The organism is Kingella negevensis (assembly GCF_030177895.1).
In the GTDB taxonomy this organism is placed as follows: Bacteria; Pseudomonadota; Gammaproteobacteria; order Burkholderiales; family Neisseriaceae; genus Kingella_C; species Kingella_C negevensis.
In genome coordinates this window covers 318938-341970 of sequence record NZ_CP123448.1, presented here as the reverse complement: position 1 = coordinate 341970, position 23033 = coordinate 318938, and the positions used below count along the sequence as shown (strand labels likewise).

General features: G+C 43.3%; 20 protein-coding genes and 7 pseudogenes. 17 read left to right on the top strand and 10 right to left on the bottom strand.

The genetic code is table 11. From position 1 onward, the window contains the following. Positions 1–123: 123 nt before the first annotated feature. The 4 genes from QEO93_RS01845 (at position 124) to QEO93_RS01830 (ending at position 4060) form a co-directional block, all read left to right on the top strand. The gene (locus QEO93_RS01845; protein WP_032138159.1) at positions 124–1605 is read left to right on the top strand and encodes an RNA ligase; all 1482 of its coding nucleotides are present in this window, start codon (positions 124–126) and stop codon (positions 1603–1605) included. A gap of 36 nt (positions 1606–1641) precedes the next feature. Continuing rightward, positions 1642–2052, top strand: coding sequence for a hypothetical protein (locus tag QEO93_RS01840; protein ID WP_032138158.1), 411 nt, complete (start codon positions 1642–1644; stop codon positions 2050–2052). A 45-nt stretch (positions 2053–2097) separates the two neighbouring features. Further along, the gene (locus QEO93_RS01835; protein WP_032138157.1) at positions 2098–2754 is read left to right on the top strand and encodes a phosphoesterase; all 657 of its coding nucleotides are present in this window, start codon (positions 2098–2100) and stop codon (positions 2752–2754) included. Positions 2755–2995: 241 nt separating this feature from the next. Further along, positions 2996–4060, top strand: a complete 1065-nt coding sequence (locus tag QEO93_RS01830; RefSeq protein ID WP_032138156.1) for a TerC/Alx family metal homeostasis membrane protein — start codon at positions 2996–2998, stop codon at positions 4058–4060. Between the two features lie 129 nt (positions 4061–4189). Here the strand turns inward: QEO93_RS01830 and brnQ are convergent, their stop codons facing one another. Both brnQ and QEO93_RS01820 read right to left on the bottom strand, forming a co-directional pair. Further along, the gene (gene brnQ / locus QEO93_RS01825) at positions 4190–5560 is read right to left on the bottom strand and encodes a branched-chain amino acid transport system II carrier protein (protein WP_032138155.1); all 1371 of its coding nucleotides are present in this window, start codon (positions 5558–5560) and stop codon (positions 4190–4192) included. Between the two features lie 239 nt (positions 5561–5799). Beyond that, positions 5800–6866, bottom strand: a pseudogene (locus tag QEO93_RS01820) (malic enzyme-like NAD(P)-binding protein); the annotation flags it as partial. Positions 6867–7005: 139 nt separating this feature from the next. On the opposite strand from QEO93_RS01820, the gene dut reads away from it, so the two are divergent. The 6 genes from dut (at position 7006) to yhbY (ending at position 10027) form a co-directional block, all read left to right on the top strand. Then, a complete protein-coding gene (gene dut, locus QEO93_RS01815) occupies positions 7006–7461 on the top strand; it encodes a dUTP diphosphatase (protein ID WP_032138154.1) in 456 nt (151 codons plus the stop codon). After that, the gene (locus QEO93_RS01810) at positions 7461–8078 is read left to right on the top strand and encodes a 5-formyltetrahydrofolate cyclo-ligase (RefSeq protein WP_032138153.1); all 618 of its coding nucleotides are present in this window, start codon (positions 7461–7463) and stop codon (positions 8076–8078) included. Before dut ends, QEO93_RS01810 begins: the two co-directional genes overlap by 1 nt. A gap of 4 nt (positions 8079–8082) precedes the next feature. After that, entirely contained in the window at positions 8083–8514 is a 432-nt protein-coding gene (locus QEO93_RS01805; protein WP_032138152.1) for an EamA family transporter, read from the top strand. Between the two features lie 147 nt (positions 8515–8661). Continuing rightward, positions 8662–9144 carry a Cys-tRNA(Pro) deacylase gene (ybaK, locus tag QEO93_RS01800; protein ID WP_032138151.1) on the top strand — a complete coding sequence of 161 codons (483 nt, stop codon included), beginning with the start codon at positions 8662–8664 and terminating at the stop codon, positions 9142–9144. Between the two features lies 1 nt (position 9145). Beyond that, complete coding sequence (locus tag QEO93_RS01795) at positions 9146–9685, top strand: tetratricopeptide repeat protein (protein ID WP_044250561.1); 540 nt, start codon at positions 9146–9148, stop codon at positions 9683–9685. Between the two features lie 45 nt (positions 9686–9730). Further along, positions 9731–10027 carry a ribosome assembly RNA-binding protein YhbY gene (gene yhbY, locus QEO93_RS01790; RefSeq protein ID WP_032138150.1) on the top strand — a complete coding sequence of 99 codons (297 nt, stop codon included), beginning with the start codon at positions 9731–9733 and terminating at the stop codon, positions 10025–10027. Positions 10028–10094: 67 nt separating this feature from the next. Here the strand turns inward: yhbY and QEO93_RS01785 are convergent, their stop codons facing one another. After that, positions 10095–10655, bottom strand: coding sequence for an adenine phosphoribosyltransferase (locus QEO93_RS01785; RefSeq protein ID WP_032138149.1), 561 nt, complete (start codon positions 10653–10655; stop codon positions 10095–10097). A gap of 169 nt (positions 10656–10824) precedes the next feature. Between QEO93_RS01785 and QEO93_RS01780 the strand changes: the two genes are divergently transcribed. Both QEO93_RS01780 and trmB read left to right on the top strand, forming a co-directional pair. After that, positions 10825–11664 carry a class II glutamine amidotransferase gene (locus QEO93_RS01780; RefSeq protein WP_032138148.1) on the top strand — a complete coding sequence of 280 codons (840 nt, stop codon included), beginning with the start codon at positions 10825–10827 and terminating at the stop codon, positions 11662–11664. A gap of 57 nt (positions 11665–11721) precedes the next feature. Continuing rightward, complete coding sequence (gene trmB / locus QEO93_RS01775; RefSeq protein ID WP_032138147.1) at positions 11722–12420, top strand: tRNA (guanosine(46)-N7)-methyltransferase TrmB; 699 nt, start codon at positions 11722–11724, stop codon at positions 12418–12420. A 38-nt stretch (positions 12421–12458) separates the two neighbouring features. On the opposite strand, the gene QEO93_RS01770 is transcribed toward trmB, so the two are convergent. The 3 genes from QEO93_RS01770 to dusB form a co-directional block, all read right to left on the bottom strand. Next, positions 12459–14048 carry an aspartate:alanine exchanger family transporter gene (locus tag QEO93_RS01770; RefSeq protein ID WP_032138146.1) on the bottom strand — a complete coding sequence of 530 codons (1590 nt, stop codon included), beginning with the start codon at positions 14046–14048 and terminating at the stop codon, positions 12459–12461. Between the two features lie 44 nt (positions 14049–14092). Beyond that, positions 14093–14338, bottom strand: coding sequence for a glutaredoxin family protein (locus QEO93_RS01765; protein WP_032138189.1), 246 nt, complete (start codon positions 14336–14338; stop codon positions 14093–14095). Positions 14339–14435: 97 nt separating this feature from the next. Next, entirely contained in the window at positions 14436–15449 is a 1014-nt protein-coding gene (dusB, locus tag QEO93_RS01760; RefSeq protein WP_032138145.1) for a tRNA dihydrouridine synthase DusB, read from the bottom strand. 127 nt (positions 15450–15576) lie between these two features. Here dusB and QEO93_RS01755 point away from each other — a divergent pair. The 4 genes and pseudogenes from QEO93_RS01755 to QEO93_RS01735 all read left to right on the top strand — a co-directional run. Then, a pseudogene (locus tag QEO93_RS01755) lies at positions 15577–16197 on the top strand (IS5 family transposase); the annotation flags it as partial. Positions 16198–16230: 33 nt separating this feature from the next. Next, positions 16231–16494 (top strand): transposase, encoded by a 264-nt coding sequence (locus QEO93_RS01750; RefSeq protein WP_003792189.1) that lies wholly within the window; start codon positions 16231–16233, stop codon positions 16492–16494. A 14-nt stretch (positions 16495–16508) separates the two neighbouring features. Continuing rightward, a pseudogene (locus QEO93_RS11595) lies at positions 16509–17099 on the top strand (transposase); the annotation flags it as partial. A gap of 21 nt (positions 17100–17120) precedes the next feature. Further along, positions 17121–17258: pseudogene (locus tag QEO93_RS01735) on the top strand (IS5/IS1182 family transposase); the annotation flags it as partial. 105 nt (positions 17259–17363) lie between these two features. Here QEO93_RS01735 and QEO93_RS01730 read toward each other — a convergent pair. The 3 genes and pseudogenes from QEO93_RS01730 to QEO93_RS01720 form a co-directional block, all read right to left on the bottom strand. After that, positions 17364–17543, bottom strand: a complete 180-nt coding sequence (locus QEO93_RS01730; RefSeq protein WP_245190608.1) for a hypothetical protein — start codon at positions 17541–17543, stop codon at positions 17364–17366. A 415-nt stretch (positions 17544–17958) separates the two neighbouring features. Continuing rightward, positions 17959–18688, bottom strand: a pseudogene (locus tag QEO93_RS01725) (JmjC domain-containing protein); the annotation flags it as partial. A 20-nt stretch (positions 18689–18708) separates the two neighbouring features. Then, a pseudogene (locus QEO93_RS01720) lies at positions 18709–19503 on the bottom strand (IS5 family transposase). Positions 19504–19579: 76 nt separating this feature from the next. Between QEO93_RS01720 and QEO93_RS01715 the strand changes: the two are divergent. After that, a pseudogene (locus QEO93_RS01715) lies at positions 19580–20225 on the top strand (IS630 transposase-related protein); the annotation flags it as partial. Positions 20226–20335: 110 nt separating this feature from the next. On the opposite strand, the gene nrdA reads toward QEO93_RS01715, so the two are convergent. Next, complete coding sequence (nrdA, locus tag QEO93_RS01710) at positions 20336–22612, bottom strand: class 1a ribonucleoside-diphosphate reductase subunit alpha (protein ID WP_032136340.1); 2277 nt, start codon at positions 22610–22612, stop codon at positions 20336–20338. Positions 22613–23033 lie beyond the last annotated feature (421 nt).

The window sequence follows — 23033 nt, the reverse complement described above, 5'->3', positions numbered from 1 at the left end:
AGACGTTATGCCGCACTATGCAAAGCGTATTGTTACTACCGCGTGTCGGTTTGTTGAAAAATCAGGGTGGGTTAGTGGGGATTGGGGTTTCAGGCAGCCTGAAAACAACAGAAAGACTAAAAAATGCAAAAATTCATTTTATTACGCGGACATCAAGGCTCGGGCAAATCCACCTTTGCCGCGCAAAAAATCGCCGAATTTCAACGCGATTACCCCAATGCGCAAATCATTCACATTGAAAACGATAAAGAATTAACAGATGAAAACGGCGTGTATCATTTTGACCCCGAAAAATTAGCCAAAGCCCAACAAAAAGGCATGGCGACATTCAAAAACGCGCTCAAACAAGGGCAACAATCGCCGCATTCCGATGTATTAATCGTCAATTCTAATACCAATCAAAAAGCCAACGCTTGCCACGCTTTACTGGATTTGGCGAAAAAACATCGTTTTGCAACAGAAGTTTACCGTTTGCATAATTTCTACCCAAACGCACACAATGTACCTGAACGCGAAGTTTTAGCCGCGTATCATCGCTTAAATCAAAATCACGTGAAAGACGAGCAGCACGTTCCAGCGATTTGCCCGATTTCTGCCGAGCAACAGGTGGTAATTGATGAAATGAATGCGTTTCAGCGCACGCCATTGGATTTTGATGAAACACAGCAAACCTATGTTACCAAACGATTTTTACAATACGGACAGCGCGATTTTACCGCCAAAGCATCGCGCCAATATCCTGAATTGCGCGTGTTGAAATACCGCCGCCATGTGTTTTACGACAATTGTTTTAATGATGCGCTGGTGGAAATGCGCGGTTTGGTGCTGGATTCGCACGATAACATCATCATTCGTCCGTTTAAAAAAGTGTTCAATTATTCCGAGCTCGTGGCGAAAAACAGCAAATATCCGATTGAAATTCCAGATGATTTCCGTGTTGATGCGGTGGTTAAAGTGAATGGTTTTTTGGGTTGTTGCACGCACATCAGGTTGCCTGAAAATCACACGAATTATGGTGCAAATTTCAACAACAAAACGCTGTTTTCTACCACAGGTTCGCTGGATAGTGATTTTGCGAAAATGACGGCAAAACATTGTTCTCAATATGAAAATATGTTTTCGGATTATCCGAATCACACGTTTTTATTTGAAGTGTGCGACCCGATCGATGTGCATATTATCCGCGAAGCATTTGGCGCGACTTTGATTGGCGTGATTGAAGTGGCGACTGGGCGGCAATGGCGCGAGCAGGAATTGGACGACATCGCGGCGCGTTATGACGTGAAACGTCCGCAAGTGATTGAAAATATTTCGTTTGGTGAATTGAAAGCCCTGCTGAAAACGGTGGAGCATGAAGGCTTTATGGTGTTTGATTCGGCAACAAAGGAAATGCTGTTTAAGCTGAAATCGCCGTATTATTTAGTGTCTAAATTGTTCGGGCGTAGCACGGCGGATAATTTGTCGCGGAAGTTGGATAAACGCCATGTTGATGAAGAATTTTATCCGTTAATTGATTATATTTCGGCTAATCAATCGTATTTTAATGAATTGGCAGAATTGGATAAGATTGCGTTTATTCAGGAATTTTTAAGGAATGTGGTTTGAGTGCAGGCTGCCTGAAAATATTGATGGGAGACAATCATGACACAAAATAAACAGGACTTAATTTTAAAAATTACTCAAGTAATGCGTACCGTACAGGACGCGAAAAGCAGTTGCAGCAGTGCAGGTTTTGCTGAAACAGTTGACTTCTTTTCCAAAAGCAAAGCTGCCTCGCTGTGGTCTACGGCTCAAAATTATTCAATGCGAAATAAATTGGATATTATGAAGCATCAATTAAAAGAACTGGAACGTGAATTGAAAAATTTTCAGTCAAATCAAACAATTCAGGCTCCTGACGATTTGTTGGATTTGTTTTTGGATGACGCTTTTGATTGGAATGTGGACTGGCTTTCGTTGTTTAACACCAGTCGCACTTATGATATTGAACGCCAATGTAGCCGAATTTATAACGAGCTGGATAAATTGTTACGGCAATTACAAAATAAATAATTCAGGCAGCCTGAAAAATAATAACAATTTGAAAGTATTAAAAAAATGTCAAAAATCTTTTTCACATCGGATTTGCATTTTTCGCACCGAAACATTGCGAAATTTTGTCCGACTTTCCGTCCTGCAACCAGCGACCCTGCGGAGTTGGACGAGTTTATGATTGCGTGTTGGAATGAAACGGTGTCCAGCGATGACGTGGTTTACAATTTGGGCGATTTGTCTTTCGCGCGTGATTTCAAGCAGTTGGAAAATGTGTTGCGCCGTTTGAATGGCACGCACCATTTGATTTACGGTAATCATGACGGACAAGTGGAGCAGCACATTCAGCGTTTGCAAAACACGCCGAAGCATGACGGTTTGCCGATGATTGCCACGGCGCAGGATTATTTAAAATTAAGGCTGCCTGAAATCAATAATACGTTGATTTTATTTCATTATCCGATTGATGAATGGGACGGCTGCCACAAGGGCTGGTATCATTTGCATGGGCATATTCATGACCGTGTAACGCAGTTACAGGGGCGGATTCTGAATGTGGGTTGGGATTTGCATGGGCGATTTTTGACGGCGCAAGATGTGGACGATTTTTTGCGTGATTTACCGAAGATTTCGCATTTTGATGGTAAATCGCTGAATTTTGTAGATGATGTGGCACAAAATGCGAAATTGATTCGAGCGGAATTGCAGCGCTTGAATAAATAATATTTTTCAGGCTGCTTTTTCTCTGATAAAGGCAGCCTGAAAACTTTTTTATCTATTATAATGCCGCGTTTTTTAACACCGAAACCTCTGCAAAATCTTCATCTTTGGCATTTTTCTTCGCCATGCGCTGCTCGCAAGCTCAACGTACATGAAGTACGTTGAGCTTGCTGCGCTGCTATGGCTTTGAAAACTGCTCAAATCTGAAGTTTTGCAAAGGTTTCTCACTCTTAAGGAATGCAATATGACGGAACACTTAGGTTTCCCTATTGAAACAGTAGCGGTTTTTGTGGTGCTATCGGTGGGGGCAATTTTGATTGACCTTTTCGCGCACAAAGATGAAAAACCGATGACGCTCAAAAGCGCGACTTTGTGGTCGCTGTTTTGGGTGGCGGTGTCTATCGCGTTTGGTGGTTATTTATGGTTTCATCACGGCAGTGAAATGGCGAGCTTGTATTTCACAGGTTACGCGCTGGAAAAAGTGCTGTCGGTGGATAATTTGTTTTTGATGATGGCGGTGTTTGCGTCTTTCAAAATTCCTGAAGGTTTGCGCCATCGTGTGCTGTATTGGGGGATTATTGGGGCGATTGTGTTCCGCATGATTTTTGTGGCGATTGGCACAGGATTGCTGGCGTTAGGCGCGTATGTTGAGCTGATTTTTGCGGCGATTATTGCGTTTGCGGCGGTGATGATATTAAAAGGCGGCGATGACAATGATGATGAAAACGTGGATTATTCGGAACATTTTGCCTATAAATTGGTTCACAAATTCTTCGCTGTATTTCCGCGTTTGTATGGACACAATTTCTTTTTGAATGCGGACGAGTTGGCAAAGGCAAAAGCGGAATTTCCTGACGCTCATTTGGAACTAGCGGGCGAAGATGTGAAACACCCTGAAGAAAGCCATCCGCAACCGATGAAAAAAGGAGCTTTGGTGGCAACGCCGTTATTCTTGTGTTTGGCGGTGATTGAGTTGTCTGATGTGATGTTTGCGTTTGACAGCGTGCCTGCGGTGATTGCGGTGTCTAAAGAGCCGTTGATTGTGTATAGCGCGATGATGTTTGCGATTTTGGGCTTGCGAACGATGTATTTTGTTTTAGAGGCGTTGAAAGGCTTGTTGGTGCATTTGGAAAAAGCGGTGGTGTTTTTGCTGTTTTTCATTGCGTTTAAACTGGCTTTAGCGGCGACTAATCATTTGTTCCATCACGGTTGGGAAATCTCGGCGAATGCGTCTTTGGTTGTGGTGTTGGTGGTTTTGGCGACTGGCGTGTTGGCTTCGTTTGTGTTCCCTGAGAAAAAAGAATCATAAAAATGCAGCCTGAAAGTTTCAGGCTGCGAGATTTGAACAAAAACAAGGAAATTTGTCGGACATGAATATCCGACCTACAACACACAAAAAAGCAGCCTGAAAATATTTTTCAGGCTGCTTTTTTATCTATCAAGCAGTTTGCGCTTGTTTCTTCACAGCTTTACTCAACACCACGCCAATCACAAACCCTGCAATCGCTGGCAAAATCCAGCCCAAACCAGAAGAATAGAATGGCAACACTTCTTTCAATGCCACATCAATGTGCATTACCAACGCCTCTTTTGAACCGTCCAACATCGCATTAGCCGTTTTCCAGCCGTCCAAAATCGCAATCGGCAAAGTACCAATAATTGTGCAGATATACACAATGCGGCGACCGCCAAAGAATTTATCCAAGAACGCCAACGCGATAATCGCAATCGTTAAAGGATACAGCAACATCAACACAGGCACAGAGAATTTAATAATCGCGTTCAAACCAAAGTTGGCAAAACCGAAAGACACCAGCGTGAACACAATCACCCAGTTACGGTAGCTTAATTTGTTTGGAATCAAACGATTAAAGTATTCACCACAAGAAGTAATCAAGCCAACCGCAGTAGATAAGCAAGCCAAGAATACAATCAGGGCAAGCAAAACTTTACCGCCGTTGCCAAAATAATGCCCTGCGCTCAAAGATAACACCGCCGCACCGCTATCTTGTGCGCCAATGCCCGCCACGCTGGTCGCGCCCATATAGCCGATGAACACATAAACTGCCGCCAAGCAACCAGCCGCTACAAAACCTGAGCTAGTGGTCAATTTCAAGATTTGACCTTTGTCGTTCACGCCCATTGCGCGAACCGCGTCAATCACGATAATCGCAAACACCAAAGAAGCCAACGCGTCCATTGTGCCGTAACCTTCAATCATACCTTTTGCCAACGCGCCAGATTGGTACGCTTCAGCAGGAGCTTGTGGCGCACCCATTGGGCTAACCGCAGCCGTAATCACCAACACCGCAATCGACACTAGCAACACAGGCGTTAAGATTTTGCCGACACGGTCCACCAATTTACTTGGCGTAACCGACAACCAGTAAGCCACACCAAAGAAGAACACCAAGAACACACGCAGAGCGATGTCTTTTGTGGCAGCCGCAAGATTGTCGCCCAAGAAAGGCAACACGCCGATTTCAAAAGAAACCGTTGCCGTGCGCGGAGTGGCGAACAGCGGACCAATCGCCAAATACAGCGCAACCGCAAACGCCACACCATACCATTTGGTAACACGAGAAGCCAATTCCTGCACGTCTTTTGTGCCTGAATAGCCAATCGCCAACACACCCAACAATGGCAAGCCTACACCTGTAAGCAAGAAACCCAACATGGCAGAAAACACATTGTTACCTGCTTGCTGACCCATGCTGGCAGGGAAAATCAAATTGCCTGCACCAAAAAACAATGCGAACAGCATTAAACCTGTGGCAACGAATGCCGATTTAGTATTTTGAGAACTCATAATGAACACCTACTTTTAGACAAAATGTCTATTTTTTTAAACCAAAAATGAAAATTTAAAACCGCCTTCAGAGCGGTTTTAGACTTTACGGCAATATAGCAGACTTTTTGTATAATAAAAAGACTTAAATTTACAGATTTTGTCTATTTTGTACAAAAATATAAAAATGCAGCCTGAAAACATTTTCAGGCTGCTTTCAGTTCAGAAAATTATCGTTTTGCCAACTGTGCCGCATAAGCCGCCAAATCTGCAATCGGGCGCGCCGCCATTTTCATCTCTTCGTTAATCGTGCTGGCGCCGCAATCCAACGCGCCACGGAAAATAAATGAGAAGCACAACACATTATTGATTTGATTTGGGAAATCTGAACGCCTTGTGCCAATCACCACATCGGCACGCTCCGCTTTCGCCACAGGCGGCAAAATTTCAGGGTTCGGGTTTGCCATCGCAAACACAATCGGCTTATCCGCCATGCTTTGCAACATTTCAGGCTGCAACGCATTCGCACCCGACAAGCCCAAAAACATATCTTTGCCGCGCACCGCGTCTGCCAACGTGCGCTGACAATTGTCCGCAATCGCATAACGCACCTTGCTTTCGTCCATGCGTTCGCGGTCTTCGCGCGTTTGGTAAATCACGCCTTTTGAATCGCACACGGTTACGTTTTCACGTTTCAAACCCAGCGCAACCAGCAAATCCAAGCAAGCAATCGCCGCCGCACCTGCGCCCGAACACACCAGCGTAACGTCTTCAATTTTTTTACCGACAACGCGCAAACCGTTCAAAGCCGCCGCAGCCGTGATAATTGCCGTGCCGTGTTGGTCATCATGGAACACAGGGATTTTGCAGCGTTCACGCAGTTTTTTCTCAATGTAAAAACATTCAGGGGCTTTGATGTCTTCCAAATTGATACCGCCAAAAGTTGGCTCAAGTGCCGCGATGATGTTCACTAATTTTTCAGGGTCAGTTTCATTGATTTCAATGTCAAACATATCAATTCCAGCAAATTTTTTGAACAACACACCCCTGCCTTCCATCACAGGTTTGCTCGCCAACGCGCCAATATTGCCCAAACCCAGCACCGCCGTGCCATTGGAAATCACAGCAACCAAATTGCCTTTGGCGGTGTAGCGATACGCATCTTGCGGATTGGCGTGAATTTCCATGCACGGCGCAGCTACCCAGGCGAATATGCCAAAGCCAAGTCTTTTTGCGTTGCTAATGATTTGGTTGGCGTAACCGATACTTTACCCGCTACAGGAAATTCGTGAAAATCTAAAGCCGCTTGTTTTAATTGTTCGTCCATCATGATGTTTTGTGCCTTTACAAATCGTTACAGAAAATTACACTTTACGCAGATTAGCTATAGGTAACAAGCATTTTGGCAGCCTGAAAACCCAATTTCAGGTATCATTAGCCATTTTTTATTAACACAGGAAACCAAAATGTCTCAACCCAAAGTACAACTTAAAATCGTCAATCCCAAAATGGCAAACCAACTGCCCACCTACGCCACCTCAGGCAGCGCAGGCTTGGATTTACGCGCGTGTTTAGACGAAGCTATCACGCTACAAGCTGGCGAAACCAAGTTAATCCCCACAGGTTTAGCCATTTATTTGGATAACCCAAACCTAGCCGCCGTGCTGCTGCCACGTTCAGGTTTGGGACACAAACACGGTATCGTACTGGGCAACTTAGTTGGTTTGATTGATTCGGATTACCAAGGCGAATTGATGGTTTCATTGTGGAATCGCAGCCAAACCCCGTTCACAGTAGAACCAATGGAACGCATTGCGCAAATGGTGATTGTTCCCGTTGTTCAGGCTGCGTTTGAAATGGTGAACGAATTTACCGCCAGCGAACGTGGCACAGGCGGATTTGGCAGCACAGGACGCGCATAATGTTCACGCAGCCTGAAAACGCACACAGCAAAAAAGAGATTCGCCGCGCACTACGGTTGGCACGCAAAATGCAGCCTGAAAACCAACGCAAACGCCGCGAATTACAAGCCAATCGCCAACTCAAAAGCCACATCAAACGCGGCAAACGCATCGCTGTTTATTGGGGCATTGGCAGCGAATTGCGTTTAGACCATTTTATTCAGGCTGCGAAAAAACGCGGCGCACACGTTTATCTGCCGTATATTGAGCCGCATTCTTTGCGATTGTGGTTCACACCCTACCCTAATGGCAGCCTGAAACCCGAGCGAAAACGCAGCAAAAGCAAATTGTATGTGCCGCAGTTTCAAGGTAAGAAATTACGCGCAGACCGCTTGCACATGGTTGTTTTGCCGATTGTCGGCATTGATAAATGCGGTTATCGCTTGGGGCAAGGCGGCGGTTATTACGATTGCACTTTTGCCGCGTGCCAACACAAATTGCGGCCGCAAAAAATCGCTGTGGGCTACGCGTGCCAAAGCGTTGCCAGCTTGCCTTGCGAACCACACGACATACGCGCCCACAAATTTGTGAGCGAACGCGGCATTCATCGTTTTTCATATCGTTCAGACAAAGGATAAAAATATGGGCGCATCTGCTTGGTTTTATTGGGCAATCGCTTCCGCCATTTTTGCGGCGATGACGGCGATTTTTGCGAAACTGGGTTTGCAAGGGATTAACTCGGATTTCGCCACGTTTATTCGCACTTGGGTGATTTTGGCGGCATTGACTCTGTTTCTCACTTATACGCATAAGTGGCAGCCGTTGAGCAGTTTGTCAGGCAAAAATTGGCTGTTTTTGATTTTGTCGGGCTTGGCGACAGGGGCTTCTTGGGTCGCGTATTTCAAAGCCTTGCAAATGGGCAATGCTTCGCAAGTTGCGCCGATTGATAAATTGAGCGTGGTGCTTGTGGCGATTTTTGCCGTGGTATTTTTGGGCGAGAAACCGAGTGGGCAAGATTGGCTGGGGATTGGGTTGGTGGCGACTGGGGTGTTGGTGTTGGCTTTGAAACGATGAGTTTTCAGGCTGCGTGCTTGTAGGTCGAATACTTGTATCCGACATTTTGCCCGATTAAGCAAAACGCAGCCTGAAATCCAAACTTCCAAGCTGCGTTTTCCAACACAAAGCAGTAAAATAACCCTTTTATCTCAAGTGAAAAAAACCATGTCCAAACCCGATTACCCCGTTACCCCAGCCATTCGCTTTTTACGCACCCATAAAATTGACTTTCAGCCCTGCCTGTACCCCTATGTAGAACACGGCGGCACGTCCGTCCCAGCGCAACACTTCGGCGTAGATGAACACGCCGTTGTCAAAACCATCGTGCTGCAAGACGACAAAAAGCGCGGCTTAATCTGCATTATGCACGGCGACAAGCACATTTCCACACGCAATCTCGCACGTGAACTCGGCATGAAACACATCGAACCCACCACGCCCGAGCAAGCCAACAAATGGACAGGCTATCTAGTCGGCGGCACAAGCCCATTCGGCACAAAAACCAACTTGCCGATTTATGTGGAAGAAAGCATTTACGAGCTACCCACCATTTATATCAACGGCGGCAAACGCGGCTTTCTAGTCGCCATCAAACCGCAAGACCTCGCCGCCCTCAACCCCACCAGCGTACACGTTGCCACGGAATAACATGAAAAAATTACTGCTCACTTTATTACTTGCCTGCACCGCCAGCGCATACGCCACGCAGCCTGAAAACGCCAACCAAGCCAAATATGCGCAAGCCGTGCAAGCCTACACCAAACACGATTTTCAGGCTGCATTTCGCATACTCAAACCCCTAGCCAAACAAGGCGACAAAACCGCGCAACACAATTTAGCCGTGTTGTATCAAGACGGTTTGGGTGTGAAAGCAGACGCAAAACAAGCCTTATATTGGTATGAACAAGCCGCTAACAAAGGCGAAGCCGAAGCGCAATTCATGGCAGGCAAAATGTACAGCGACGGCGACGGCGTAGAACAAGATTACGCCAAAGCCGTGTACTGGTACACCAAAGCTGCCGAGCAAGGGCATAATGAAGCGCAAAATAATCTTGCCGCGCGATACGCCACAGGAACAGGCGTAGAGAAAAACATCACCACGGCAAAACAATGGTATGCGAAAGCTGCCGCGCAAGGGAATGCCGCCGCCGCGCATACTTTGCAGCAATTAGAAGCCACGTTTAAATAATTTCGCGTATAATCCCTTTTTATTTATCAAGTTAGTATCACAAAAATGACAGACAAAACCTTAACCAAACAACAAATCGTTGAATTAAAAGCGCGCGCCCACCATTTGAACCCAGTGGTCATGATTGGACAAAAAGGCTTAACTCCAGCCGTTATCCAAGAAACTGCAACGGCTTTACGCGCCCACGAATTGATTAAAGTGCGCGTGTTCGGCGATGACCGCCAAGAACGTATCACCATTTGTGAAGAATTGTGCCAAGCCACCGATTCGCAACTGGTGCAACACATCGGCAAATTGCTCGTTTTGTATCGTGAACGCACGGACGAAGAAACTGAAGAATAAGCCATAAAAAAACGCAGCCTGAAAATATTTTCAGGCTGCATTTTCATATTATATAGGTTAGACAGATTTACATCGCCCCATCATTTTGCAACAACGAGAACAAATCCACACCGCTTTCACGGATTTTTTGCGCACCGTCCAAATCGGTAAATTCCAAAATCGCACAGGCTTCAACAATTGTGCCACCCAAGCGGCGAACCAACTCGATACCCGCCAGCATTGTGCCACCTGTTGCCACCAAATCATCAACGATTAACACACGGTCGCCCTCGTGAATCGCGTCTTTGTGGATTTCCACAGTTGCCTCGCCGTATTCCAGCGCGTAAGTTTGCGAAATCGTATCAAATGGCAATTTACCTTGTTTACGAATCGGCACAAAACCCACATTCAACTGATACGCCAACGCTGCACCAATAATAAAACCACGCGCGTCCAAGCCCGCAATCATGTCAATTTTTTGACCCATATAACGATAAGTAAATAAGTCAATCAACAAACGGAAATACTCAGGGCTTTGCAGCACAGGCGTAATATCGTGGAACAAAATGCCCTCTTTTGGGAAGTTAGGCACTTTACGAACTTTTTGGGCAAGGGCATCAACGCCCATCACTTCAGGGTGAAACAACATAGTTTGTCTCGATTTCCAAGTAAAATTAAAGCAGCATTTTAGCCCTAATCGCAAAAAAACGCTATATAATCTAAGCTATCAGGCAGCTTAAAAACGCAAAAAACAACACTGAAATAAATCATTAATCTACAAAATGCAGCCTGAAATAAAATAACAAAAGGAACACACCATGTGTCAATTACTCGGTATGAACTGCAATAAGCCCACAGACATAACATTTTCATTTCAAGGATTTAGCAAGCGCGGCGGTTTAACCGACCACCACACAGACGGCTTTGGTATTGGCTTTTTTGAAGGACAAGGTTTGCGCCTATTTTTGGACGACCAGCCCAGCGCAGAATCCCCCGTTGCCGATTTAATCCGCCGCTATCCGATTAAATCAGAAAACGCCATTGCCCACATTCGCAAAGCCACGCAAGGGCGCACCACGCTGGAAAACACCCACCCTTTTCAGCGCGAATTATGGGGGCGATACTGGCTGTTCGCCCACAACGGCAATTTAAAACCCGATGCGCCCACTAGCGAATATTACCAACCCGTTGGTAAAACCGATTCCGAAAAAGCCTTCTGCTATATGCTGGAACAACTGCGCGGACAATTCGCCCAACGCCCAAGCTGCGATGAACTATTTGACGCGATTAACCGCCTGTGCGCCGAATTGCGCGAATATGGCTTATTCAACATCATCATGTCGGACGGCGAAACCATGTTTGCTCACGCCAGCTCGCTGCTGTATTACATCTGCCGCAAACACCCATTTGGCTACGCACATTTGATTGATGAAGATATGTCGATTGATTTTTCCACGATTACTACGCCAAACGACCGCGTTGCCGTGATTGCCACACTGCCGCTAACTGATAACGAAACATGGGAACAATTTGCTTGTAACGAACTGATTATGTTCAAACAAGGCGAGATTGTTCGCCGAAGTCGCCCCGAAAATCCCGTGTATTTGAGCCGCGAAGAAGGTTTGGAAATTGCACGAAAAGCGGGTGTGAGTTTTTAGTTTTCAGGCTGCATTAAATACGCAGCCTGAAATTTTTTAATTTTTTTGAAAGACCGTATGACAAACGAAACAATGATTCCAGAAGAACACCGCCGTGGTATTAAATCTTTTGTATTGCGCCAAGGACACATGACCGCCGCGCAACAAAAAGCGATTGACGACCATTGGGCAACCGTTGGCGTAGATTTTCAGGCTGCGCCATTGGATTTGAATGATGCATTTGGGCGCGATAACCCAAAAGTTTTAGAAATTGGTTTTGGCATGGGAACAGCCACCGCAGAAATCGCACAAAGGCTGCCTGAAAAAGATTTCTTGGCAATTGACGTTCACGGGCCAGGCGTGGGTAATTTGTGCAAACTGATTGCCGAACAAAACATCAACAATATCCGCGTGATGCGCCACGATGCGGTTGAAGTGGTTGAACACATGTTGCCAGATGGCAGCCTGAACGGTATCCACATTTTCTTCCCAGACCCTTGGCACAAAAAACGCCACAACAAACGCCGCTTAATTCAAGTGCCGTTTGTGCAAAAATTACTGCCGAAGTTGGCAACTGGCGGTTATATTCATTTGGCGACTGACTGGAAAGAATACGCGGTGCAGATGTTGAAAGTGTTGCAAAGTTTCCCTGACACGCTGCAAAACACGGCAACGGATTACGCGCCAACGCCTGATTATCGTCCTGAAACCAAGTTCGAAGCGCGTGGTAAACGCTTGGGGCATGGGGTTTGGGATTTAGTTTTCATCAAGAAATAAAAAAAGCAGCCTGAAAATATTTTCAGGCTGCTTTTTTATTACATAAATGCACCAACTACTTGCATCATCAAAATTTTCACAATCGTCATAGACGGGAAAATCATCGCATAACCAATATCGGTTTTTTCAGAATCCAATGTACGGCTGCTGAATGCGGCAATCGCTGGATTACCTGTCGCACCAGAGACAATCCCTGCTGCCATGTCAAATGGAATGCGAAACACGTAAACCGTGAACACTAAAGTTGCCACTGTGAGCAATGAAACTAAGGCAATGCCAAGCAGCAAGTAAGTCAAACCGCTTTGTGCTACGGTGTTCACGAATGTTTGACCAGACACCATACCCACGTTTGCCAAGAACAAAATCAAGCCAAAATCGCGGAAAACGCGGTTGGCTGGGAATGGCATACTCCACACGAATTTGCCTGTGCTGCGTTGTTTACCCAAGAACAGGGCTACCAACAACAAACCTGCAAAACCTAAAGAGAACTTGCCCAAACCTGGCAAATATAATGGGATTGCACCCACTGCCAAACCCAAAGCCACGCCCACGCCCATAGACAAGTAAGCCACATCGCCACCTGAACGCACTGAGTCGCCGAAGAAGCGTTGCAATTCGCCTGTTTGCTCAGAGAACACCAACACGCCGATTTGGTCGCCGATTTCCAAGCGCAAGTTTTGCGAAACCACCATGTCTGTATCCACGCGGCGAACATGCAATACGCTGATGTTCAATTTCAGCATTTGGCGGATTTCGTTAATCGTTTTGCCGTGTAAATTTGGGTTAGACACGAACAAGCGTTGGTATTCGTGTTCGCCTTTTACATGACTGATTTCATCGCCCAAACGTGTACCCAACAATGGCACAGCTTGGTCTAACAAAGTGCCGCTCACGCTAGACACCAACACAATATCGCCTTCTTGCAAGTCGCCCAAATGACCGACACCGTGGCTTTTACCGCCGCGTTGTGCAGTGGTAACGCTTACGCCATCAGGTAGCAAAGAGTTTACGTAGCTCATGGTATGACCCACGGCTTCAGGGTTTTCCAAACGAACCGCACACACGCGCAAAGCAATGCGTTCTGGTTTTTGGTATTTTGGTTTAATCACGCTGTTATACACGCCAATAATCAAAATGGGGATTGCCACACCGAATGGGTAGGCAACAGAATAACCCGTTGCTGGCAATTTATCGCCTGTAACCACCATCGCAGCCTGCAAAGCAGAAGTGCTTGTGCCCGCGCCTGCAAATGCACCCAAGGCTTCAGCAAACGAAACACCTGGGATAAATTTCACGGCTAACAAAGTGGCAATCAAAGTCAGCAACACCGCTACAAACGCTGCGGTATTCGCTTTAATCCCCAATGGGCTGGTTAAGCCTTGGAAGAATTGTGCGCCATAAGCAATGCCCACGCCATACAAAAACAGCAGCAAGCCAAAGCTACCGATAACTGGAGGCAGAGCAGATTTAGGCGCAATCGCACCCACTACCAAACCCACAAATAGCACTGCACCCGCGCCCAGCGATAAGCCTTTCACGCTGACAGAGCCCAAAACAAAACCCAGCGCGATTGTTATGAACAAAGCAAACAACGGCTGAGCGGTTAAAAAATCAGCAATAAATGCCATTTAAGTTTTACTCCAAAAAGATGAATCAAAAAAGCAAGAATTTTTCAGGCTGCCTGAAGATTCATCAAATACTGATGTAATCCAGTTTCATCTAAATGCCAATGACAAATCTCTGTTTCACCATGCAATAGAACAGGTACAAGCTCGTTATACTTCTGTTCCAATTCAGGAAAATCATCAATTTCCACAATTTCCAGCTCAAATCCATATTGTTTTTGAAATGGCAACAATGCATTTTGCATTTGATGACACAACCCACAATATTCACGGAATATCAAGGTTAATTTTATTTCCATTTTGCTTCACTCAATTTGAATTATAACCAAAATTTTGTAACTTCCTAACAGTTACTTTATTTCAATGCAAACCATTCTAACTGTAATATTACTACGAATAATCACGCAACCAAAATTCATGCTGCTCCGCTTGCATCCTGAAAAATTCTGCCAGTTTATCATATTGTTCCGTCGCATTTTCCACCTGATTGATTTGCTTACGAAACGCCTCACTTTCAGGCAGCTGTTGCAAATACCAGCCGATGTGTTTTCGCGCAATCCGTGTACCAGCCAAATCGCCATAAAACGCATGAATTGCCGCTAAATGCGCCAATGCCGTATCAGCCGCAGCCTGAAAACGCAATGCAGGCGGAATTTTTCCGTGCGCTAAATAATGGCGAATATCCGCAAACAACCACGGCTGCCCTTGCGCCCCACGACCAACCATCAGCCCGTCCGCGCCCGTTTCACGCAAAACTGCCGCCGCTTTTTGTGGCGAAATAATGTCGCCATTCGCCCAAACAGGTATACTAACTGATTGTTTCACTTCAGCAATCAGAGAATAACTTGCCTCGCCACGATACATCTGCGTCCGCGTCCGCCCATGAACCGCCAACGCCGCAATCCCGGCTTGTTCCGCCATTTTCGCAATCGTCAGTACATTTTTGTGTTCATCGTCCCAACCCAAGCGCGTTTTCAGCGTAACAGGCACATCAACCGCCTGAACCACCGTGTTCAAAATGCGCTCCACCAACGGTTCGTTTTGCAACAACGCGCTGCCAGCCAAAATATTGCACACTTTTTTCGCAGGGCAACCCATATTAATATCAATTACTTGCGCCCCAAGATCCACATTCCAACGCGCTGCCGCCGCAAGCTGTTCGGGGTCACTGCCTGCAATTTGCACCACAATCGCCCCACTCTCCCCTTCATAGTTTTGGCGGTTCAGCGTTTTGCGCGTGTTTTGCAGACTCGGGTCGTCAATAATCATCTCGCTTACCGTCCAATCCGCGCCAAATTGCTTGGCGAGTTGGCGGAATGGTTTGTCTGTAATTCCTGCCATAGGTGCTAACGCTAAAGCAGTTTTCCCTTTAAAAACATCAATCTTGTTGTTTAATAAATACATTTAGTTCATTCTGAAAGTTATTTTTAAGCTATATTTAGCTATATTTTCCTAGGGGCTATTGACAATTCAAAAAAAGAGACAAAGGATTTAAGATATTGTTTCCACACAACCATCCTAAACCTTTGCCATGTCCCGAAACACGCTTACAAATGAAACACGGTCAAGACTGTTGCCCATTTTGAAACAGCTTGGCATTTATCGCAAGAAAAATTTACGCAAAACAGTAGAAGGTATCCTGTTTCGCTTACGTACAGGCTGCCAATGGGCTGATATACCTAGTTATTTTGGTAAAGCAAACAGCCTTTACCAAAGTTTCAATCGCTGGTCTAAACGCGGTATTTTTACCAAATTATTTAAACATTTGGCAGATACACCCGATATGGAATGGGTCTTTATGGACGGTAGTCATATCCGCGTTCATCAACATGGCATGGGTAAAAAATCCATTGTGCATCAAGCTGTTGGTAAGAGTATCGGAGGTCATACGTCTAAAATTCATTTAGCGGTTGATGCTTGTGGTAATCCAATTGAATTTATGATTACAGCTGGTAATGTAAATGAGATTGTTGTTGCGCCTGATTTATTGGCACAATTGGACTTAAGTGATAATGAAACCGTGTGTGCTGATAGAGGTTTTGACAGTGATACTTTTCGTCGGTTAATTCATTCTAAACAAAGTAAAGCCAATATTCCATATAAGAAAAGTAGAGAGCATCTTAATGTGGACACAGATTGGTATTTATATAAGAACCTGTATTCACAAAAATGATAAAATATCTTTATGACTAGAAAATCCTACCCAACAGACTTAACAGATGCCCAATGGCAAGCGATTGAGCCATATTTTAACCAGCTACGCCACTACAAATGGGATAAACGTCAATTAGTGAATGCCGTTTTGTACATCACCAAAACAGGTTGCCAATGGCGTATGCTGCCCAATGATTTTCCACCTTATTCAACCGTATGGAGTTTCTATCGCAGAGCCAATCAATCAGGCTTATGGGATAGAATTCTTTTGGCATTGGTTCAAAAAAACGTTTAATCCATCAAAAACAAGCAATGCCAACTTATGCCATTATTGATTCACAAAGTGTCAAAACAGCTTCTAGCGCACATGATAAAGGTTTTGATGGAGGTAAAAAAATCAAAGGTCGTAAGCGACATATAGCTGTTGATACGTTGGGTAATCTATAGTGGATTAAATTTAGATTAGGACAAGGCGACAACGACCGCCGTGTACACCTAGTACATAAGGGAGTTGGCAACGCTGTACTAATCTAAATTTAATTCACTATATTGTCTGTTGTGGTTCATGCAGCCAATATTCATGACACAAAAGCAGGTATTTTTGTAGCAAAAAAAGCGTTTGAGACCTATCCGAGTTTAAAAGGTTTCTGTGCGGACGCAGGTTATCGGAATACATTTGAGCGTGAAGTATCAGAGCAATTGGGTTTAACTGTTGAGATTTCAAAGAGAATTCAAGATATTTCTTGGCATATTCTGCCCAAACGTTGGATTGTAGAACGAACGTTTGCATGGTTAGGTTGGTCTCGACGTTTAGCAAAAGATTTTGAGCAGACGAATTTATCTGCTGAAAATTTTGTTAAACTAGGGTATATTTCACAAATATTAAAATTTATCAAATAGTTGTTTGTGAATACGGGTTCTAAAATCAGGCACTTGGTAGAAAACGCTTTTGTACGATTAAAGCATTTTCGTGCGCTGGCAACACGGTACGATAAATTAAAACGTAATTATGAAAGTACCGTGTCATTAGCTTGTGCTTTGATTTGGTTGAAATTATAGCTAAAATGTCATTAGCTCCTAACATGCCACCAATAGCAGAACCAGCTCCTACTCCAATTACAGAGCCGACTCTTCCACCGTATTGTTGTCCTGCTGCAACACCAACTATAGTTCCACCTGGACCAAATGGTGAGCCCAAAATTCCTCCAACGGTTCCTCCTCCTGCCTTTCCTGTGCAAGATTCCCAATTCCACCGCCAATAGCACCACCCATTCCTGTTGTAACATCGGCAATAGGTCCTGCACCACTGATTAATTCAAGTTCTACGATTGAGAGTTCATACATTTTTATTTGTCCTCAAATAAAATTTAATAACAAAAAAGAAATGGGTTAAGCAAAATATTACCAGCACTGAAATAATAGAATATATAATCATATTAGAATAAAAATTTTCTTGCTTAAATAGGGTCATAAAGGCGCTATATAAAATGAAAAAAAGATAAAAAGAAAATATTTTTATATATTTTATTTCATTTAAATTTTCAGTTGTATATCGTGCAAATATTACCATTTTATAGATTAAAAGTAATGTTGAAATTATAAATGCAAGTAATATTGAGATGGACAAATAATTTGTAAAGGTTAGATTTGATAAATCAAATCTAACCTTGCTATATACAATATATACATTCAAAAAAATAAAGGAAATTGAGGAAATATTGATTAAAAATTTTGTATTTTTTGATAAAATATCCACTGGTTACCTCATAATTTCAATTATATCTAATTCACCTAGCTGCCAAACTAATTTCTTAACATTTTCTTGTTCATTAATACTAAATAATGACAACATCTCAGCTAGCGATATCATATGTTTTTCAATTAAAATTGTTAAAAATATTATGCTATTTTCATCAATGTTGACTTTGATACCATTCGCAATAATATATCCTTGCGAAATAGTAGAGCAGTCATTGCTATTTAATCTTAAAAAAACAATGTTCAGGTAATGTTTGGTTATTAGCATTACCGAATAAATCCATATTGAATGCTGTATTCATACGTTGATTCCTTAAGAAATCTTGCATAAATTCTTGATAATTTTCTTTGTTTTTCATTATTTCAGCAATTTTTTGTGCTGCATTACCTAGATTTTGTCGGTCATGTTCCCAGCCAGTAAAACTTTGACGAATACTTTGAATCTCAGGCATCTTTTTCATTAGCCATTCCATGTAGTTATAGCCATTTGGTGGAAATGTACCAATAGCCAAGTGGAATGTCTCGCAATTCATAGGCATAGGGTTATGCCACCAACCACGTGGAATATATAAAATATCACCAGCCTCTAAAATGACTTCCATATCTACTGTTGTCGGTGGAGTGATGTGCGGCATGTCTTTTGCTTGCTGCATATATAAGGGCATATCAGAATTTGGTGCAGAAAGTGTCCAATGCTTTTTGCCAAGCAATTGCACCGCAAATACATCCCTAGGGGCTAATGACATTTTAGCTATAATTTCAACCAAATCAAAGCACAAGCTAATGACACGGTACTTTCATAATTACGTTTTAATTTATCGTACCGTGTTGCCAGCGCACGAAAATGCTTTAATCGTGCAAAAGCATTTTCTACCAAGTGCCTGATTTTATATAAATACCAATCTGTGTCCACATTAAGATGTTCTCTATTTTTCTTATATGGAATATTGGCTTTGATTTTATTAACCGATAAATCACTGTCAAAACCTCTATCAGCACACACGGTTTCATTATCACTTAAGTCCAATTGTGCCAATAAATCAGGCCCAACAACAATATCATTTACATTACCAGCTGTAATCATAAATTCAATTGGATTACCACAAGCATCAACCGCTAAATGAATTTTAGACGTATGACCTCCGATACTCTTACCAACAGCTTGATGCACAATGGATCCCATGCACACACGGTTTCATTTTTAGTCCAATTGTGCCAATAAATGCCCAACAACAATATCATTTACATTACCATGAACGCGGATATGACTACCGTCCATAAAGACCCATTCCATATCGGGTGTATCTGCCAAATGTTTAAATAATTTGGTAAAAATACCGCGTTTAGACCAGCGATTGAAACTTTGGTAAAGGCTGTTTGCTTTACCAAAATAACTAGGTATATCAGCCCATTGGCAGCCTGTACGTAAGCGAAACAGGATACCTTCTACTGTTTTGCGTAAATTTTTCTTGCGATAAATGCCAAGCTGTTTCAAAATGAGCAACAGTCTTGACCGTGTTTCATTTGTAAGCGTGTTTCGGGACATGGCAAAGGTTTAGGATGGTTGTGTGGAAACAATATCTTAAATCCTTTGCCTCTTTTTTTGAATTGTCAATAGCCCCTATGGTATCTCAAGAAATACGCTTTACCTTTGGATTAAATTAGAAGAACAAACAGGTAGCCTGAAACATCAAGTCAAAGGGCAAAATGCCACTAAATTGGATACGCAAGCACTCAAACAATATATTGAACAAAATCCTGATGCTTATCTCTATGAAAGGGCTGAAATGTTTAGTTGCTCCACATCAACTATTTTTTTATGCGCTCAAAAAATTAGGTATCACGCGTAAAAAAAAGACCACCATTTACAAAGAACAAGACCCAGAAAAAGTAGCTCATTATTTAGCTCAGTTAGCCCAATTTTCTGACTACCCGCTTGTTTATTTAGATGAAACAGGATTGGATACCTATTTCTTTCGTCTGTATGCTCGTAGTCCGAAAGGGGAAATCGTTAAAACCAAGATAAGCGGTAGAAAATACTAACGCTTATCATGAGTTGCAGCGCAAATTGGGCAAAATTTAATTGCGCCAATGATTTATCAAAATACAATGACCAGCGATTTTTTTGAAGCATGGTTTGAAACTATGCTATTGCCCAATTTACCTGAAAAGTCATTATGGGCAAATATTAAGAAATATATGCGTTCAATTTTGCCTAGTTATGATAATTTCACAGATGTGTTAATATCCTATTTTTATTTTAATTAACTATACTAGATGTACACGGCGGTCGTTGTCGCCTTGTATTAAAAAATAATGGCATCAACTAATAAAAGCAGCCTGAAACATTTTCAGGCTACTTTTATTATATCAAACAATTAAATCTTACACGCCCCACCTGCACAGCCGTCATCTTGCAAATCTTGCTGCACATCGTCCGCGCCATCTCGCGTGTTATGATAATACAATGTTTTCACACCATATTTATACGCCGATAGCAAATCTTTCAGCATCTGATTCATCGGCACGCGACCACCTTCAAAGCGTTTCGGGTCATAGCTAGTGTTGGCAGAAATCGCTTGGTCGATAAATTTTTGCATCACGCCTACTAATTTCAAATAACCGTCATTGCCACCCATTTGCCACAGCGTTTCGTACTGTCCTTTCAAGCGGTCAAATTCAGGCACAACTTGTTTCAAAATGCCGTCTTTAGACGCTTTAACCGTTACCAAACCACGCGGTGGCTCAATGCCATTAGTCGCGTTGGCGATTTGTGAGCTGGTTTCGCTTGGCATTAACGCAGTTAAAGTGCTGTTTCGCAAACCATATTTCACAATATCAGCGCGTAAAGTTTCCCAATCCAAATGCAATGGCTCGGTACAGAATTTATCTAAATCCGCCTTGTGAGTGTCAATCGGCAAAATCCCTTTTGCGTAGGTCGTTTCGCCAAACAACGGACACGCACCGTATTCTTTCGCCAAATTCACAGACGCTTTGAGCAAATAATATTGCATCGCTTCAAACGTGCGGTGCGTCAAACCAATCGCGCTATCGTCGCTGTATTTCACGCCATTTTTTGCCAAATAATACGCGTAGTTAATCACACCCACACCCAAAGTGCGGCGATTCATGGTCGCTTTTTTCGCGGCAGGAACAGGGTAATCTTGATAATCCAACAGCGCGTCCAATGCACGAACAGTTAAATCCGACAGATTTTCAAATTCGCTCAAATCCGAAATCGTGCCCAAGTTAAACGCAGACAAAGTACACAGCGCAATTTCGCCTTCTTCGTCATTGATGTTGTTTAAAGGCTTGGTTGGCAAGGCAATTTCCAAACATAAGTTAGACTGGCGAACTGGCGCAACTTGTGGGTCAAATGGGCTGTGCGTGTTGCAATGGTCTACGTTTTGAATGTAAATGCGACCTGTGCCTGCGCGCTCTTGCATTAAAGCTGAGAACAATTCTGATGCTGGAACGGTGCGTTTGCGAATGTTTGGGTCGTTTTCGTATTGCGTGTATAGGCGTTCAAATTCATCTTGGTCAGCAAAGAATGCGTCATACAAACCTTCTACTTCATTTGGCGAAAACAGCGTAATATCCTGATTTTTAATCAAACGTGTGTACAATAATTTATTAATTTGTACGCCATAATCCAAATGGCGAACGCGGTTTTCTTCCACGCCGCGATTGTTTTTCAATACCAGCAAGCTCTCCGCTTCAATATGCCACAGCGGATAGAACAAAGTTGCCGCACCACCGCGAACGCCACCTTGCGAGCAAGATTTTACGGCAGCCTGAAACATTTTGAAAAATGGAATGCAGCCTGTGTGTTGCGCTTCGCCACCGCGAATTTCGCTGCCCAAACCGCGAATACGCCCTGCATTAATGCCGATACCTGCGCGTTGTGAAACGTATTTCACGATGGCTGATGTGGTTGCGTTGATGCTGTCCAAGCTATCATCGCATTCAATCAAGACGCAGCTTGAAAATTGGCGCGTTGGGGTGCGAACGCCCGACATAATCGGTGTTGGCAAGGAAATTTTAAACAGGGAAACGGCATCGTAAAAGCGTTTCACATAATCCAAGCGTGTGCTTTTGGGATATTTTGAAAACAAGCACATCGCCACCAAAATGTATAAAAATTGTGGTGTTTCGTAGATTTCACCCGACACACGGTTTTGAACTAGATATTTGCCTTCTAATTGTTTCACCGCGCCATAAGAGAACGTTAAATCGCGTTCGTGGTCAATATATTGGTTTAATTCTTCAAATTCTTCGCGTGTGTAGTCTTCTAAAATGTGTTTATCGTATTTGCCTGATTGCGTTAATTTGCTCACTTGGTCAAACAGGTGTGGCGGTGTGTATTCACCATACGCGATTTTACGTAAGTGGAAAATCGCTAAACGCGCGGCTAAATATTGATAGTCGGGCGTGTCTTCTGAAATCAAATCGGCAGCAGATTTGATAATGGTTTCGTGGATGTCTTTGGTGTGGATACCGTTATAAAATTGAATGTGGGATTTCAGCTCTACTTGAGACACTGATACATTTTTCAATCCTTCTGCTGCCCAGTCTAATACGCGGTGAATTTTGTCCAAATTGATAGGCTCTAGTTGCCCATTGCGTTTGGTTACTTTTAATGTGCTTGTATTCATGTCTTATCCCAAAAAAATAAAGGCAAAATGCGTTTCCGTGATTGCGGCGGCATTTTGCAGTTGTTTAGCGGGGCGAATGATAGCGTATTTTTGGGGTTTCTGAATAGGTCTTGCGCGATTTTGATAATTATGTTTCTTTATTAAATCAAATGCTTATCTTGTAAATTTTTTAAAATTACAGTGAATTTCGTTTTTTGTTTTCAGGCTGCCTGAAAGCGGTTTTTTGCACTCTAAAAGCGTGTATTTTTAGTAATTTTTTCTTTGCAATACTCCTTTTTTCAGGCTGCAATTAGTTATAAAAGACTAGTCAAACCAAATATTTTTTTTTACAATCGATTTCAGCCATTTTTTCAGGCTGCATTTTTTATCTGGATTAAATTTTAAATGGCTATTGTGTTGATTAAAATCAAGATGAAACAAG

Bases quoted from the DNA above. Each gene is read 5' to 3' on its own strand.
- QEO93_RS01810 (WP_032138153.1), top strand. From the start codon at position 7,461: ATGTTCACGCAGCCTGAAAACGCACACAGCAAAAAAGAGATTCGCCGC.
- yhbY (WP_032138150.1), top strand. From the start codon at position 9,731: ATGACAGACAAAACCTTAACCAAACAACAAATCGTTGAATTAAAAGCG.
- QEO93_RS01830 (WP_032138156.1), top strand. From the start codon at position 2,996: ATGACGGAACACTTAGGTTTCCCTATTGAAACAGTAGCGGTTTTTGTG.
- trmB (WP_032138147.1), top strand. From the start codon at position 11,722: ATGACAAACGAAACAATGATTCCAGAAGAACACCGCCGTGGTATTAAA.
- QEO93_RS01750 (WP_003792189.1), top strand. From the start codon at position 16,231: ATGACTAGAAAATCCTACCCAACAGACTTAACAGATGCCCAATGGCAA.
- brnQ (WP_032138155.1), bottom strand. From the start codon at position 5,560: ATGAGTTCTCAAAATACTAAATCGGCATTCGTTGCCACAGGTTTAATG.
- QEO93_RS01845 (WP_032138159.1), top strand. From the start codon at position 124: ATGCAAAAATTCATTTTATTACGCGGACATCAAGGCTCGGGCAAATCC.
- nrdA (WP_032136340.1), bottom strand. From the start codon at position 22,612: ATGAATACAAGCACATTAAAAGTAACCAAACGCAATGGGCAACTAGAG.
- QEO93_RS01795 (WP_044250561.1), top strand. From the start codon at position 9,146: ATGAAAAAATTACTGCTCACTTTATTACTTGCCTGCACCGCCAGCGCA.
- ybaK (WP_032138151.1), top strand. From the start codon at position 8,662: ATGTCCAAACCCGATTACCCCGTTACCCCAGCCATTCGCTTTTTACGC.
- QEO93_RS01840 (WP_032138158.1), top strand. From the start codon at position 1,642: ATGACACAAAATAAACAGGACTTAATTTTAAAAATTACTCAAGTAATG.
- QEO93_RS01780 (WP_032138148.1), top strand. From the start codon at position 10,825: ATGTGTCAATTACTCGGTATGAACTGCAATAAGCCCACAGACATAACA.
- QEO93_RS01730 (WP_245190608.1), bottom strand. From the start codon at position 17,543: ATGTATGAACTCTCAATCGTAGAACTTGAATTAATCAGTGGTGCAGGA.
- QEO93_RS01835 (WP_032138157.1), top strand. From the start codon at position 2,098: ATGTCAAAAATCTTTTTCACATCGGATTTGCATTTTTCGCACCGAAAC.
- dusB (WP_032138145.1), bottom strand. From the start codon at position 15,449: ATGTATTTATTAAACAACAAGATTGATGTTTTTAAAGGGAAAACTGCT.
- dut (WP_032138154.1), top strand. From the start codon at position 7,006: ATGTCTCAACCCAAAGTACAACTTAAAATCGTCAATCCCAAAATGGCA.
- QEO93_RS01785 (WP_032138149.1), bottom strand. From the start codon at position 10,655: ATGTTGTTTCACCCTGAAGTGATGGGCGTTGATGCCCTTGCCCAAAAA.
- QEO93_RS01770 (WP_032138146.1), bottom strand. From the start codon at position 14,048: ATGGCATTTATTGCTGATTTTTTAACCGCTCAGCCGTTGTTTGCTTTG.
- QEO93_RS01805 (WP_032138152.1), top strand. From the start codon at position 8,083: ATGGGCGCATCTGCTTGGTTTTATTGGGCAATCGCTTCCGCCATTTTT.